Source organism: Leptolyngbya sp. FACHB-541, from assembly GCF_014695875.1.
Classification (GTDB): Bacteria; Cyanobacteriota; Cyanobacteriia; order Elainellales; family Elainellaceae; genus JAAUTN01.
The window spans coordinates 17,353-33,285 of record NZ_JACJPC010000149.1 but is presented as its reverse complement, the minus strand read 5'-3'; the positions used below and the strand labels follow the sequence as shown (position 1 = coordinate 33,285).

At 47.3% G+C, this 15,933-nt stretch carries 13 protein-coding genes; 11 read left to right on the top strand and 2 right to left on the bottom strand.

All coding sequences use genetic code 11. From position 1 onward, the window contains the following. Positions 1–21: 21 nt before the first annotated feature. From H6G00_RS33645 to H6G00_RS33595, 11 genes are all read left to right on the top strand, one after another. A complete protein-coding gene (locus H6G00_RS33645; RefSeq protein ID WP_190800068.1) occupies positions 22–1,017 on the top strand; it encodes a glycosyltransferase in 996 nt (331 codons plus the stop codon). A 107-nt stretch (positions 1,018–1,124) separates the two neighbouring features. Then, positions 1,125–1,274, top strand: coding sequence for a hypothetical protein (locus H6G00_RS33640; protein ID WP_190686504.1), 150 nt, complete (start codon positions 1,125–1,127; stop codon positions 1,272–1,274). Between the two features lie 444 nt (positions 1,275–1,718). Continuing rightward, the gene (locus H6G00_RS33635; RefSeq protein WP_190800067.1) at positions 1,719–2,861 is read left to right on the top strand and encodes a glycosyltransferase family 4 protein; all 1,143 of its coding nucleotides are present in this window, start codon (positions 1,719–1,721) and stop codon (positions 2,859–2,861) included. A gap of 238 nt (positions 2,862–3,099) precedes the next feature. Further along, positions 3,100–4,062, top strand: a complete 963-nt coding sequence (locus H6G00_RS33630; RefSeq protein WP_190800066.1) for a glycosyltransferase family 2 protein — start codon at positions 3,100–3,102, stop codon at positions 4,060–4,062. Positions 4,063–4,099: 37 nt separating this feature from the next. Then, positions 4,100–5,155 (top strand): glycosyltransferase, encoded by a 1,056-nt coding sequence (locus H6G00_RS33625; RefSeq protein ID WP_190800065.1) that lies wholly within the window; start codon positions 4,100–4,102, stop codon positions 5,153–5,155. 12 nt (positions 5,156–5,167) lie between these two features. Next, positions 5,168–6,436, top strand: a complete 1,269-nt coding sequence (locus tag H6G00_RS33620; RefSeq protein ID WP_190800064.1) for a glycosyltransferase family 4 protein — start codon at positions 5,168–5,170, stop codon at positions 6,434–6,436. A gap of 134 nt (positions 6,437–6,570) precedes the next feature. Further along, the gene (locus H6G00_RS33615) at positions 6,571–7,692 is read left to right on the top strand and encodes a glycosyltransferase family 1 protein (RefSeq protein WP_190800063.1); all 1,122 of its coding nucleotides are present in this window, start codon (positions 6,571–6,573) and stop codon (positions 7,690–7,692) included. Then, a complete protein-coding gene (locus H6G00_RS33610) occupies positions 7,689–8,921 on the top strand; it encodes a glycosyltransferase family 4 protein (protein WP_190642861.1) in 1,233 nt (410 codons plus the stop codon). Before H6G00_RS33615 ends, H6G00_RS33610 begins: the two co-directional genes overlap by 4 nt. A 33-nt stretch (positions 8,922–8,954) precedes the next feature. Further along, on the top strand, positions 8,955–10,124 hold the full coding sequence (locus H6G00_RS33605; RefSeq protein WP_190800103.1) for a glycosyltransferase family 4 protein: 1,170 nt from the start codon (positions 8,955–8,957) through the stop codon (positions 10,122–10,124). A 95-nt stretch (positions 10,125–10,219) separates the two neighbouring features. Next, on the top strand, positions 10,220–11,614 hold the full coding sequence (locus H6G00_RS33600) for a hypothetical protein (protein ID WP_190642860.1): 1,395 nt from the start codon (positions 10,220–10,222) through the stop codon (positions 11,612–11,614). Positions 11,615–11,867: 253 nt separating this feature from the next. Then, positions 11,868–12,257: a sulfur transferase domain-containing protein gene (locus H6G00_RS33595; protein WP_199318866.1), complete on the top strand. Its 390-nt coding sequence runs from the start codon at positions 11,868–11,870 to the stop codon at positions 12,255–12,257. Between the two features lie 99 nt (positions 12,258–12,356). On the opposite strand, the gene H6G00_RS33590 is transcribed toward H6G00_RS33595, so the two are convergent. Continuing rightward, on the bottom strand, positions 12,357–13,940 hold the full coding sequence (locus H6G00_RS33590) for an ATP-binding protein (RefSeq protein WP_190800061.1): 1,584 nt from the start codon (positions 13,938–13,940) through the stop codon (positions 12,357–12,359). Between the two features lie 5 nt (positions 13,941–13,945). Beyond that, complete coding sequence (locus H6G00_RS33585; protein ID WP_190800060.1) at positions 13,946–15,802, bottom strand: PAS domain S-box protein; 1,857 nt, start codon at positions 15,800–15,802, stop codon at positions 13,946–13,948. Positions 15,803–15,933: the final 131 nt, after the last annotated feature.

Here is a 15,933-nt window from a genome sequence, read left to right as displayed (position 1 = left end):
ACTCGAATAGGATTGGATAGAATGGCAAAACTTGTTTCGGTTATCATTCCCTGCTTCAACGCTGAGAAATGGATTGCAGAAGCAATTGATAGCTGTCTCAACCAAACCTATTCGACCGTAGAGGTAATTGTCATTGACGATGGCTCAACCGATGACAGCTTAGATGTAATCAAACGCTATGGCGACAGAGTGATTTGGGAGAGTGGTCCTAACCGAGGCGGTAATTATGCCCGCAATCGAGGGTTTGCTCTATCCAAAGGGGACTATATCCAATACCTGGACGCTGATGATTACTTGCTGCCTGAGAAGCTAGAGCGGCAGGTTCATTTTCTGGAAGAAACGGCGTTTGATGTTGTTTATGGCGATTGGCGACATCAATATCATTTGCCCAACGGAGACTCTTACCTAGAAGATATAAAAGTCACTGGCAACCAGCCAGATTTGCTGGAGTCGCTGCTAGCAGATTGGTGGGTTTCGCCTGCCTGTTTGTTATTTAAGCGATCGCCCATTGCCCAAGTTGGCGGCTGGGATGAATCGCTAAAAGCCGGACAAGATCGGGACTTCTTCCTCTCCATCGTCATGAGTGGTGCCAAAGTGGGCTACCAGTCTGGTTGCTATTCCATCTATAGACGCCATGGCAATGTCACAGTTTCTACATCTTCTAAGACTCGATACCTCGAAAGCCACCAGATAATTTTGGAGAAGGCGGAGAAAATGCTTTTGGCAGAGGGGAAGCTATCCCAAAGCTACCGAGATGCAATGGCTCAGTCTTACTTCATGTTGGCTAGAGGATATTTAGAATTTGACCCGCCTCAATATTTCAAACTGCTAGAGAAAACTTTAACGTTATCTCCCAAGTTTCAGGCAAACAGCACAGATAGAACCGCCGCTTACACGTTGGCTCAAAGGCTTTTCGGCTTCCGCAACCTTGAAAGAATTGTCTTTCTAATTAAACAAACTAGATTATTTCTTTTCTATTGGCTCGGAAAATTCCGGTTTTCCTCTGACTCTCCCTGAATGATGGAGGAGAAATAGCTGATTGCCTTTAAAGTCACTTGGACTAAGGAGGATGTAAGCGTGTAAATTTAGCTGCTAGTTAGCAGCATCAAGAACTATAGCTACAAATGGTTTTTGGCAGAGGCGATCGCAGCGCTCTGTCCAAAAACCGTTTTAATACAGAAATGATTGTGGTGGGTGATGGCTCTACCGACAATTCAGAAGATGTAATTGTGTATGACAATTACATTATATTCCCTTTGCTGCTTCTTTGCTAGGGAGTATTTACTTTGTAGACGGCTCGCTAATCCAGTATTCAGTGCATCGAGGTAAAAACTGGTATAGACATAAAAGATTTGTCAGAAAAGGAGTTTTTCAAAAACCTAATGCATTCTCAAATCTAGAGTTAGAGCAAAGCACCGAAGCAGAAGCTTTCTCCTATTTCGACTCAACTCATTTTTGAGCCTGCCGTTATGAAAACTATAGTGACCAACATAGCTACAGTCAAGAGCTACTAAGACTCGCAGCCAGAACGATAAGACTTTAAGGCGGTAGATTGACCAAAGAGTCATCAAATTATTGATCAAAGCAATGTGTTCGACAGTGAATTCAGAATTCACTGTTGAGACTTTAAAGATTGAATCAGTTCGATTTGTTTGAAACGCTCGAAACGCTCTCAATGTCCTTAGTTCTTAATCACTTGAAAATGTTGGAGAAACATCATGAAAGTAGCTTATGTCACCACCTATAATGCACAAGATGTTCATCAGTGGTCAGGTCTAGGGTACTATATTGCCCAGTCTCTCACGGGTCAGGCTATTTCCCTCGATTACATTGGTCCATTAAAGGACAAGTTAATTCACAAGGTTATTCGTAAATCAAAGCGTCACTATCATGAATTGTTTGGTGAACGATATTTGCGAGATCCAGAACCACTCATTTTGAAAGATTACGCTCATCAGGTTTCTCAAAAATTGGCAAGAAGCCAATCTGACCTCATATTTAGTGTTACTAGCAATTCGATTGCTTATCTGGAAACTTCAAAGCCAGTTGCTTTTTATGCAGATGCAACCTTCGCTGGATTAAACAGCTCTTACCCACACTATAGCCAACTTTGCCAAGAAACCGTCCGGGACTGGCACCGTATGGAGCAGTTAGCTTTGCACAAATCTAGTTTAGCAATTTATGCTTCAGATTGGGCTGCACAAACGGCTGTCAATCACTACAAAGCTGACCCAGATAAAGTGAAAGTTGTCCCTTTTGGAGCCAATCTTGAAAATAGTTGGGCTCTAGATGAGGTTCAAAGTGTAATTAAAGCACGTCCTAGTGACGTGTGCAAATTTCTGTTTTTGGGCGTTGACTGGTTTCGCAAAGGAGGAGATATCGCCTTCAATGTTGTTAAGATGCTGAACGCTTCAGGTCTTAAAGCGGAACTGACTGTAGTGGGTTGTCAGCCTGTTCTAGATGAACCTTTGCCTGATTTTGTGCGTCCTCTTGGTTTTATCAGTAAATCAACTCAAGCAGGCAAAGAAGAAATTTTACGTCTTTTAGCGGAGTCTCACTTTTTGATTTTACCGACCAGAGCCGAATGTTACGGCTTAGTGTTTTGTGAAGCAAACGCTTTAGGAGTGCCCTGCATCGCTACTCATGTAGGTGGTGTTCCTACCATTATTAAAGAAGATATAAACGGACGGTTGTTTGATCCAGCGGCAGAAGTATCTGAATACTGTCAATATATTACGGATATTTTCACCAACTACTCTCGGTACCAGCAATTGGCGTTATCTGCCTTTCATGAATATCAAACGCGTTTGAACTGGTCTGTTGCAGGTAAAACCCTTAAAGGACTGTTAATGGATTTGTGAGTGAACCTGCATCAATGTCTTAGCTGACTTCAATTATTATACTAATTCCAAAAGTTAGGGCTACAGATGAAAGGGCACCTCGCTTCGCGGGGTGCCCTTTCATCTGAGTTTGTTTTTGTGGCAACGGATTACTCCCTACTTCTGAAAAGTTCCGGTTTTCTTCCAATTTCTTCAGAATAAGTTGGGAGAGATAGCTTGCTCCCTCGGAAATCACGTGAATTGTAAAGAGGATATAAACGTGGAGACTCAGCCGCTAGTGAGCATCATCATCAATAACTATAACTACGGTCGCTTTATTGCAGAGGCGATCGATAGTGCATTAAATCAGACTTACAGCTCGGTAGAAGTCGTTGTAGTAGATGATGGTTCTACAGATACCTCTCGCTCAATCATTGATGGTTATGGTAATCAAGTCGTCAAGGTTTTTAAGGCGAATGGAGGACAAGCTTCTGCTCTAAATGCCGGTTTTGCAGCAAGTACAGGAGAGATAGTTTGCATACTTGACGCGGATGATATCTTTTTACCTCAAAAAGTATCTGAGGTCGTTGATTTATTTAGGGCAAACTCTGGGATTGGTTGGGTCTTCACTGAATCTGCTCCAGTGAAAACAAAAGCACTAGTCAATATAGAACGCACAGAGTTCTACAAAAATATATTTGTCGATAATTCTAGTGAACCTCCAAAGCTGGTTGATTTTAGGTCAGAACTAAAAAAAGCAAAGTTGCCAAATTTCACACCATCTACATCTAATTTGTGCTTCCGCAGAACCTTTCTAGAAAAAATCTTTCCACTGCCAGAGTGTAAAGGATCTTCGGGTCTTGCAATCTGCGACACATACTTGAATCTCTTGGCAGTAGGACTGGGGGCAGGATATGTGACAACTAGAAATTTGGGAATTTTTAGAGTTCACGAGAACAATCTCTACAGTACACAGTCATTTGATAATAAGCGGAGAATTTATGCTGAAATTCGTATCGCAACAGCATACTGGATGCGTATTCGCTTCTTGGAATTCAACAAGCTCAGTAAGAAACTATTTTCGCAAGGGTTGAGCGCCTACTTAGCTAGTGGAAGTAATCTCAAGGATTGTAAGGAGTTGATAGAGAAGTATTTTGCCAATCTCCGGTTTTATGAAAGGTTAGAAGTCAATTGCGTGACGTTTTACTACCTCCTTAAATCGCGCTTAAGCAAGCCAGTTTAGGAGAGAATCTTTCGTTCAAAACATCTAACAGACAGCTATGGAAACTCAACCGTTGGTCAGCATCATCATCAATAACTACAACTACGAGCGGTTTTTGGGTGAGGCGATCGACAGTGCTTTAGCGCAAACCTATCCCAATACAGAAGTAATTGTGGTGGATGATGGCTCCACCGATAATTCACGCGATGTGATTGCAAAGTATGGCGATCGCATTATTCCCGTTTTGCAGCCCAACGGTAAGCAGGCAGCAGCCTTCAACAGCGGTTTTGCCAGAAGCAAGGGCGATATCATCATCTTCCTGGATTCCGACGATTATCTTTTCCCCGATGTAGCTAAGCGAGTCGTTGAAGCTTGGGAGCCAGGGATGTCGAAAATCCATTATCGGCTGTCTGTGGTCGATTCATCTGGACAACCTCGCGGATTTTCTTACCCTCAAGGGACACAGCCCTTGTCTAGTGGAGAGGTTTGGCGCACTCTGCTTGATGTAGGCACCTATAACAGTACGCCGACCAGCGGCAATGCCCTTAGCCGGGAGGCGATGAAACATGTTTTCCCAATTCCTGATGAGTTTAAGCTGACGGCGGATGACTATTTGTCCGTTCTGATTCCGCTGTATGGCGATGTCGGAGCAATTGAGGAACCTCTGGGAGCTTACCGGATTCATGACAGCAACCAGTGGGCGGTGACGGAGGTGGCAAGCGATCGCTTCCGTCGGTTTGTGCGCCACGATTTACAGCGATGTGAGCTGCTAGAGCAGCGAGCAAGTGAGTTGGGCTATGAAGTGCCAGCTGATTTAGGACTACGCTTCTTTGGAAGGGTTTGGTCACGCATGGCGTCGTTACGGCTAGATCCTGACCAACATCTGGTGCCCTCCGATCGCCCACTGGAACTTGCTTATTGGGGTGTTCGCGCTCTGTGGAAATATTCAGACTACAACTGGCAGAAGCGGGTGATTTTCAGCCTGTGGTTTGTCTGGGTGGGTGTGATGCCGCTGCCGCTGGCAAAACCTGCGATTAGCTGGCTATTTGCTCCCCAGTTTCGCCCAAAGCCAATTAGCTGGACGTTAAGCAAACTTCGTTTGTTAATGAGTTGAGTGAGTTAAACCATGCAAGACACATTTCGCTTAGGGGTTGTATTTACCCACCCCACTCAGCACCACGCCCCGCTGTGGAAAAAGTTAAATGAACAGCCCGGAGTCTCAGTTTCCGCTTTTTATCTCTGCAATGAAAACCAGGTAAGTGGCGATCGCCACCTTGGCAGCACTCAACCCTGGGATGTTGACCTCACAGGCGGCTATCACAATGAGTTTCTAAAAACTTGGGATGGCAAGATAGCCGACAAGATCGAAAAAGGATTGCTCAACCCAGGATTGCTCAGCCGCTTGACGCGTCAAAACGTCGATGCGGTGTTTTTGCCTAGCTTTTACACCTACTCCTATCGACTGGCAATTTTGCTCTGCAAGCTACGGGACATTCCCATCATCATGCAGAATGACGCAACCATCATTACTGACAATCACTACAGTCGGTTGCGAAAGATTGTGATGTCAATGCTGTATCCCTGGATGTACAGTTTGGCGGATCACTGGGTTTCTAGCGGTGACCACAATGCGATTTACCTGAGGCACTATGGCGTACCTGATGAAAAGATGGTGCGGGGCTGCTATCCGGTTGACCGCGATCGCTACGAACAAACGATCGTTCACAATCAGGACGAAATTCAGCAAATTCGCGAAAAGCTAAGCTGGGACAAAGACACCATCCTGTATTGCTTTACGGGCAAATACATTGAGCGTAAGAATCCGTTTGAGTTTATTGAGGCGATCGCCAAAGCGCACCAAATTGACCCTCGCGTTAGAGGCATCATGATTGGCGGCGGTGAGTTGACTGACGCAATTAATCAACGCTTGGAATCCCTCAATGGTGAAGTGTTGAATGTGGGCTTTGTGAACCAGAGCAAACTACCGCTGTATTACGCAGCGACCGATGTGTTTATCTCAACGTCTCACAATGACCCTCATCCACTGGTGATTTCTGAAGCAATGGCGGCAGGATGCCCGCCAATTTTGAGCGATCGCTGCGGCAACTGGGGTTACAGTGACACGGTTCAGCATCGTTACAACGGGCTGGTTTATCCCTGCGGCAATGTTGAGGCGCTGGTCAAGGCAGTGTTGGCACTAACGGATTATGAAACTCGTCGAGTGTATAGCGATCGCGCCAGAGAAGTGTTCTGCGGGCAAGACCTCAACTGTGAGCTAAATGCCCTGATGGAAACCATCGGCAGAATCAAAAGTGAGCGGCAGCGATCGCCAAATCAGGCAAAACACACATCACCACAGCTTGCAGAAGGTACTACCCCGGTGAAAACGCCCTAACGTCGTTCATTTCTGGTAGCACCAGTAGGGTGCGTTAGCGCCAGCATAACGCACCGAAAGAGCTTGAGTGATGCGTTAGCACTGCGTAACGCATCCTACGACCCAAAACTAAGAATTGATATCAAAGGGGAGCGATGCGGATTGTAATTGCGCGAACCATGCCCAACTTCAGTATGGATGTCTACGCCGACGGACTGGCGGCAGGACTAAGAGCCGTTCGCCCCGATTGGGAAGTGGTTGAACTAGCTCCTGTGCCCCTCGATCGCACCAGCCGTTCCCTACTCCTGAGAGCAAAAAAATTCTACGAACGGTTTTGGAACTTTCCTCGCACCGTGCGGCGGCAAAAGGCAGACATCTTTCACGTCATTGACCATAGCGAAGCCCACATTGTGTATGGACTAAAAAAGGCAGGCAAGCCCGTGATGGTGACGTGTCACGACCTGATCAACTTCTTCTATAAGGACAACCTGCGCGGTTCAGTCAAGGTGCCCTTTGTCAGTAATGGGATGTGGATGTATTCGGTACGCGGGCTTCAGGACTGTGATCATGTGGTTACAGTTTCGGCGGTCACAGCCAAGGATACCTCCCAAATTCTCAACGTTGAGCCAGCCCGAATTTCCGTGGTGCCCAATGCGGTGGAATCTGGGTTTCGACCCTTATCCAAGCATGAAAGTGAGTTGTTTCGGCAACAGCAGGGCATTTCCCCAGAAACGGTTTGCCTGCTAAATGTGGGTTCAAATCATCCTCGTAAAAACATCTCAGCCATTCTCAGGTCCTTGGCAATTTTGCGCCAAAAGGAGTTCCCTTTCTTGTTTTGGAAAGCAGGAGCGGACTTTGACGACGAACAGAAGGCTTTCATTCATGCGGAAGGACTTGGACCCCATATTACTTATCTGGGAAATCCTGATAAATCCACGCTGGTTCAGCTTTACAATGCGGCGAATATTCTGGTTGCCCCTTCCCTGCATGAGGGATTTGGTATGACGCTGTTAGAAGCAATGGCTTGTGGCACGCCTGCAATTACCTCCAATGTTTCAGCGATGCCCGAAGTGGTGGGAGATGCAGGGGTTTTGGTTGACCCGCAAGATTGGGAGGCGATCGCCGCTGCCATTTGCCGCTTACACAGCGATCCAGTTTTTTATCAGGAATTGGTTAACCAAGGACTGCAAAGAGTCAAAGCATTTACCTGGGAAAAAACAGCAGAACAGATCGCTGAAATTTACGAGAAGCTGCTAAAGGAGCCGTCCCGCGTATGAAAATTTTGATGTCTGCCTACTCCTGTGAACCCGGCAAAGGGTCAGAACCAGGAATCGGCTGGAACACGGTACGAGAAGCCGCCCGATATCATGAAGTTTGGGTACTGACCCGTCCCGATGAAAGCCGAGAGGCGATCGAGGCAGAGCTAGCCCGCAACCCAGTGCCCAATCTCCACTTTGTCTACTTCACGCTGCCGTTTTGGAAGGATAGTTTGCGCTGGGGGCAAGCAGGCGCGATGCAGCTTCACCACTATCTCTGGCAAATCCAAGCCTACTTCGAGGCGCGACGGTTGCACCAGGAAATTGGCTTTGACCTGGTTCACCATGTTACCTTTGCCAAACATTCTAGTCCCAGTTTCCTCTCTTTGCTGCCCATTCCCTTTGTCTGGGGTCCCGTTGCGGGTGGAGAAGTGGCACCCAAAGCATTTTGGCAAGACTTTAGCCCTCGCGCCAAGCTATACGAAATTGCTCGCGACCTATTTCGGGTTGCGGGTGAGCTTGATCCGTTTGTCCGGCTCACAGCTAGACGCAGCGCTATCATTCAAGCCACCACTGAAGACACCGCCCAGCAGCTTTACAAGATGGGTGTTGATCACGTGCAAATCATGCCTGCGATCGGTTTGCCCGAAGCTGACATTGCCCGCCTAGCGCAATGCAAACCAGCCAGTGACTCCCCTGTTCGGTTTATCAGCATGGGCAGGCTGCTGCACTGGAAAGGCTTTCACCTGGGGCTACGTGCCTTCGCCAAAGCAAACCTACCCGACGCGGAATATTGGGTAATTGGCGACGGACCTGAACGACAATCTCTGGAAACTCTTGCCCAAGAGCTAGGCATTGCTCAGCGAATGAAATTTTGGGGCGGACTTCCCCGTGAACAAACCCTCGGCAAGCTAGAAGACTGTCATGCACTGGTACATCCCAGCCTACATGACTCTGGTGGCTGGGTTTGTCTAGAGTCAATGGCCGCAGGTCGTCCGGTGATTTGCCTGGATCTGTCGGGGCCAGCCGTATTGGTTTCTAAAGATGCGGGTCTAAGAATTCCAGCACACAATCCTGATCAGGCAGTGAATGATTTGGCTGTGGCAATGACCCAGATTGCTCAGGATGCAGAACTTCGCAACCGGATGGCGCAGGTGGGGCAACAGCTAGTCCGCGAAACTCTAAGTTGGCGAGCCAGAGGCGAACACATGGCTCAAATTTACGCGGAGACGGTATCCAAAGGCGCGTAGTTGATGACATTCATACCAAGAGAGACGGCGCTCATGCGAATCATGACTGTTCACAATCGCTATCAGATTCGCGGTGGCGAAGATGAGTGTTACGAAGCCGAAGTGAGTTTGCTGCAACAGATGGGGCATCCCGTAGAGGTCTATGAGGAGAACAACGATCGCGTTGCAGCAATTGGCAAACTCCGCATGATGGCAGCCACCATCTGGTCAGGAGAAACCTATCAAGCCGTGAGAAAAAAACTGGCAGAAACGGACTGTGATGTGGTTCACGTACAGAACTTTTTCCCTCTGATCTCTCCATCGGTTTACTACGCTGCCAGAGCCGAGGGGGTTCCGGTGATCCAAACTTTGCACAACTATCGCCTACTTTGCCCCAACGCTCTGTTTTTCCGAGAAGGGAAAGTGTGTGAAGACTGTTTAGGAAAACCCATTCCCTATGCAGGCGTGATGCATGGCTGCTACCGAGGCAGTGTGGTTGCGAGTGGTGGTGTTGCTACCATGCTAACGACTCACCGGGCGATGAAAACCTGGACGCAAGCGGTAGATCTGTACATTGCGCTGACAGAGTTTGCCCGCCAGAAATTCATTGAGGGTGGTCTTCCGGCTGAGAAGATTGTGGTGAAGCCCAATTTTGTCAATCCCGATCCGGGCGTTGGGTCGGGTCAGGGAAACTATGCGCTGTTTGTTGGACGGCTCTCGGTTGAGAAGGGGCTAGATACGCTTTTGGAAGCCTGGGAACGACTTGGGACAAAGCTGCCGCTCAAAATTGTGGGAGATGGTCCGCTGGTTGATCAGGTCGTGGAAGCAACAAAGCGCTTGCCCCAGGTGGAATGGCTGGGACGCAAACCAATGGCAGAGGTTCACGCCCTGATGGGAGAAGCAACCGTGTTGGTGTTTCCCTCGAAGTGGTATGAGACGTTTGGGCGAGTTGCAGTTGAGGCATTTGCGAAGGGAACTCCAGTGATCGCGGCAAAGATTGGAGCGATCGCCGAACTAGTCGATTCAGGACGCACAGGTTTACACTTCCGTCCTGGTGATGCTGCCGATCTAGCGGCTCAGATCGAATGGGTTTTGGCAAATTCAGCCCAGCTTGCTCAAATGCGGCAGGAGGCACGCGCCGAATTTGAGGCAAAGTATACTGCTCAAAAAAATTACGAGACACTGCTGGAAATTTACTCTAAAGCTCAGGCGATCGCTGCCTAAACCTTGAAAGTCCGGAGCAAGGTTGAGAATTATGAATTGCTGAATAGGGGCGATCGCGTCATCGCTTGCAACAATCTGTGTGCAGAGGAAGATAGATGACTGTAGAAGCAGGGATTTACCAGAAAAGAAAAGGGTATGTGCAAAATTCCGTTTTACTGCTGATTGCCTTTGCGACTGCCTTTTTTCCTCGAATTCTTGAAGCAGTGGGTGCGCCTGCACCAGTTAACTTCCTTCACTTTGCAGTTGTTCCACCGGCCTGCATTTACGTGATTATCACAGCCCGAGCAAAAGATCGGAGGCAGGTTGCAGCTACGGTAGCGCTTTTAGTCGGACTGCTCATTTTTCTGGCTATTATGACTGCCAGCGCTCTGCTAAACGAGGCTGGGCTAATTAATGTATTTGTCGGCTACCTATTGCTGGTTGAAGGGTATATCCTGCTGCTAGCAATTATTTCTGTCCCATTTTCGGCAGAGAGCTTTCAGCGCTTTCGACGCTGGATGTTGGGGTTTGCTCTGACTCATTTGATATTAGCAATGGGGCAAAAGATTCTGCTGGATCTCAGAATTCTTGAGCTTCAAGCTGACTTAACCCGAGAAGACAACATTCAAGGAGTCTTCTATGTTTCAGGAGGCGGACATGTTGTCTCTGCTTTCGTTTACATGTCCTTCGGTCTGTATTACTTTATCAGCGCCAAGTCTGTTCCAATTTGGCTTCGGTCTGCGATTGTTTTGGTTGCCTTTTTTCTGCTGGTATCTGCCGATGCAAAGCAAGTATTGATGGTCTTTCTACTGGCCTGGGTTATCCTGATTTTGTTGAGTGTAAAAGACATCAGAGTTACGCTCCAGTATGTGATCGCTGCTGCTGTAATTGGCTATATCCTATACTGGTGTATCCAAAACCTATACGAGTTTAGAGCCTTCAAAACCTGGATTAGACCCGAAATTTACGGTCCAGACGGAGATGCAACGGTACTCAAGTCAGGACCATTTCGGATCATTCCATCCTATTACACCTCATTCCTGAACTGGTTTTTTGGACTTGGACCAGGGCACACTATCGGGCGGTTGGGCGGCTGGATGTTGATAGACTATGGATATCTGTTAATGCCACTAGGTGGCACTATTCATCCAGCTAGCCAAGCCGTCTGGGCAACTTGGCGCGGATATTATCTGGATTCCAGCTTCTTCTCGCCACTGTGGGGTTGGGCAGGTATTTGGGGAGATACAGGTTTTCTAGGACTGGCTGCCTATCTCTACATCGTTTCAATCATTTGGCAGCGAATTTGCATCGATGATTTCTGTAAGTTTATTTTGCTTACTGTGCTAATCAATGGTTTCATTTTTACTCAGCTAGAAGAGCCTGGGTATATGTTAACGATGATGGCTGTGATTGGCTTACGCTGGCAGGAACACCGAATTGAACGGCGATCGCGCCAAATCTCGGCTCGTCAGATCATGTACAGCACAGATGGACCGATCGAAGCAATTTGACGCTCAAACTATAGTCGTAGCCATCCAGGTTGCGATAGTAAAAGGGAGAAAAGCAAAGCTTTTCTCCCTTTTGTCTTGATTTCAACGTCTAGCACAATGTATCTTCACAAGTTCCCCAAATTCTTCTTCTAGCATCAAGGTATTCAGCCTTATTAAAAACAATTAATTGGTGAGAAGCCAAAGTGAAATCTCTGCTGGGATGGTGGGGTTGCTTTGAATCCATCATTGATGTCTGGGAGAAAAGCGGATGAACATGGTCAGGAAGATTACAAATGATTTGGCGATCGCCGGACAACCTGCACCCGATAAGCTACCCCAGTTAGTTGAAGAAGGTTATCGCTCGGTCGTCAATCTGCGATCGCCTGATGAGGCAGGGTTTTGGAATGACGAACAGACTCAAATAGAGCAATTAGGATTACGCTACGTTAATTATCCAATTCAGTCGAGTCATTTAACTCCTGAGACAGCGTTGCGGCTCATTCAACAAATTTCTGACCTGCCCAAACCGATGCTTGTCCACTGCGATACCGGCATCCGATCATCGGTTATCGCGCTTATGCAGGTTGCAATGAAGCAAGGGATGAGGACGGAAGATGCATTCCAGAAAGTGACAAAATTGGGCTTACTCAATGATGGCTCGTGAGTTGTCGGAACGCCATATTTTGCTTCCTTGAATTCCTAAATTTTCAGCCTTTTATGCAAAAGTCGGTCGGACTGCTGCTGTTTCTAGGTGGGACTGATACTAATTAGCATTAGAAGGTAGCTCAATCACAAAGCGCACTTCATTAGCGCTACTCTCTGCTCGAATTGAGCCGCCCAAATACGTTACTTGTTTTTTGATCAGTGCCAGTCCTAAACCCGTACCGCCTTGGTTCCAGCGATCGCTTCCCGATACCCGGTAGAACTTGTCAAAAATGCGAGGCAGTTCTTCTGCTGGAATTTCGACGCCAGAATTGCTCACTATCAATTGCAGTTGCTCGCCGACCTGCTGGGCGTTGATCCCGATCGCTTCTCCGGGTGGTGTATATTTGCAAGCATTAGTCAGTAGCTCTCGCACAATGTGCGTCAAAATTGCGATATCTGAAACGAGCGGTGGCAGTGTAGAAGGTAGAAAGACTTGTAGCCTTTGCTGCCGCTCTTGGGCGCGCTCTTGATACACGGCTGCAATGTTAGAAAGCCATTCCACCACCTCAATTGGGACTAAATCAATGGGAGCCCTATCTGCTTCTAAACGCTGTAGTTCCAGCAGGTCGTTGACCAAATCGAGTTCCTGATCACACTGCTCCCGTAGGATGTTCAGGTATTGTCCAACTCGTTGTGATTGGGCATCTACTTCTGCTTCTGAGGTTAAAAGATTGCGTCGATCTAAGTTCATCTCCAATAGATGAATCGACATTTTGATATTGGCTAAGGGCGATCGCAACTCATGGGAAACCGTGCTCAAAAAGTCATCTTTATATTGAGATAAGCGCTGAAGTTCCTCTATTTGCTGTTCTAACAATTGTGCTCGCAGTAGCGAGAAGGATCTTTCTTCGGAGGGCTTTTGCTCCATCACCTCCCGGAAAACCATAACGGCCCCTGTGATGTTTCCTGCACTATCTCTGATTGGGGCAGCACTGTCTGCGATTGGCACTTGTCTGCCGTCTTTGGTGACCAACAAAATCGGGTTCACCAGGTAGGTAACCGTCCCCGTCTGCAACACCTCCATCAGCGGATCGCTTAGGGGAACCTGCGTCTGGTGATGTATCAGGGGAAGCACCTCTGTTAAGGGGCGATCGATCGCTTCCTGAAACTGCCATCCCGTCAGTGATTCTGCGACGAGGTTAAGGAACTTCACTCGTCCTTCAGCATCGGTGACAATGACTCCGTCTCCGATCGCTTTTAGAATTGTGGCTGCCCATTCTTGCTGTTCCCTGAGTTGGGCTTCCCGTCCATACCGTTGCAGTGCAGTTTTAATGGCAATATACAGATCACGTTCTTTAATCGGCTTGATAATATAACCAAACGGTTCGGTCTCGGTGGCGCGATCAACGGTGGCGCGATCTGAATACCCGGTGGCGTAGATGATGGGAATTTGGAGTTCTTGCCAGATTACTTGGGCTGCCTGAGTTCCATCCATCTCTCCCTCTAGACGGATGTCCATCAGTACAACATCTGGACGCAGCTCTCTGGCTTTGATAATGGCTTCCTCACCCGAAGCGGCGATCGCCACTACTGTGTAGCCCAATCCTTCGAGGCAATCTCTCACATCGATCGCCACAACCCATTCATCCTCAACAATGAGTACCCGCGCCGAAGCCGAGGGTACATTTGCATCATTCATCATTGCACCTATCCTGGAAATAGAACCCGGAACTCCGTACCACCCTGCCGCTGCATTTCCAGGGTTCCCTTCAACTGACCTACAAAACCTTGAACAAGCTGTAAACCTAACGTTTCAGGTCGAGAAAAATCGATATGATCTGGAATCCCTACCCCATTGTCTTTCATATTCAACTGAATGGTTGATTTTTCTGCTCCTGTAGAAATTGTAAAAAGCTGTAAGTGTATCGATAGATTGTTCTGGTTCCTGTCAGGAAACGCATATTTAAGAGAGTTGCTCAACAGCTCATTGATAATTAATCCGCAGCGAATTGCTTTATCAATATCTAGGAAAATGGATTCAATTTCGGTCCGCACTGCAATCTGCGTGTGGCTGAGGTTATAAGTACTAAAAAGGTTTGTAACTAGACTGGGAATGTACTCTGCTAAGTTGATGTGGGACAGGTCTTCAGACTGATAAAGCTTTTCATGGATCAGGGCAATCGACTCAATCCGACTTTGGCTTTCAAGTAAAGCATTGGCGGCTAGCTGATCCTTTAGTTTTCGGCGCTGCAACCGTAGCAAGCTATAGACAATTTGCAAATTATTCTTAACTCGATGGTGAATTTCTTTTAGTAGCACCTCTTTCTCTTTTAGAGACGCTTGAAGGCGCTCTTCGGTGTGTTTGAGGTTAGTCACGTCTCGCCCAACGGATTGAAACTCAACAAATTTTCCCTGCTCGTCAAACAGCATTCGATTGTTCCATTGCGTCCAGCGAATTTCACCATCGATAACTACCCGATTTTCAATCATCACCACAGGATTTTCTGGGCTGATTGAAGCAATGAGTTGGACAACGGCTTCTCGATCCTCTTCAAAAATCACTGGTTCATAGCTTCTGCCAATCACTTTCTCTGACTGGACTCCAAAGTAGCGACAGTAGGATTCATTCACAAACACAATGTCACCGTTTGCTAGAAAACGAGCAATCAATTCTGTCTGGTCTTCTACAATGCCACGATAACGGGCTTCGCTAATTTTTAGGGCTTGTTCGGCTTGCTCACGCTCAGCTTCGATGTGCTTACGTTCAGTAATGTCTGTGACTCGCACTAAATTAAAGGTGCGTTCAGCAACGGCAATCGGTTTGGCTGCAATATTGCCCCAAAAAAAGTTTCCTTTGCAGGTTACATACTCAAGTTCCTGGCTCCAAAACCCTGCTGACTGAATTTGGGAGACGATCGCCTCTAACTCATCAGTAGAAAATTGGTATCGCTGCAAAGTATGCCCCTCGATACCAATTAGCTCGGCTTTGTCAGTTGCTTGAAAAAGTTCTACTGCCCGTCGATTGCAATCTACGGTGTGTAGCGTCTGCGGATCAACTAAGAATAAAGCGTCTGCAGATTCGTTAAAAACTGCCTCTCGCAAATCTTTGGTATAGGTGAGTTCTCTTTCAACTTTTTGACGCTCTATAATTTCTTGTTGCAGCGCCCAGTTTGCCACTTCAAGATCTAGCGAACTGGGAATCGCTAATGCTTTGGGCACCAATGAAAAAAGTGCGATCGCGGTACCTAGAGACACAACGGCTGTGATTGCTTTGACCCCACCCGAGAGCCAGTAGGTTGGATGCCAAAGCGTCCAAACCGACATCAAATGAGAAGTGCCGCAGGCAGTAATGAATGCTGCAAATAAAACAAAGACCCAGTTGAAGGGTAAATCCTTTCGCCGTTGAATGAAACTAGCCAGCGTTAAGGAAATGGAATAGTAAGCGAGGGTGATCGTTGTGTCGGATACGATGTGAAGCCAAACTAACCCAGGTCGCCACAAAAAACAATGCCCGTGAGGAATGAAGCTTCCTGAACTAAAAAGCTCTTTGAGCAGGTCAAGCATAAGTATGTTTCTATGAGGGAGAGCTCATCTCCACACTATAGACTTTACGGGTGAAACTGGACGAGCGTGTTGTCTTTGCAGAAGATTAGAAGGTTTTAGTCACTCTTACCCATCATCAGAGTGTTGCTACA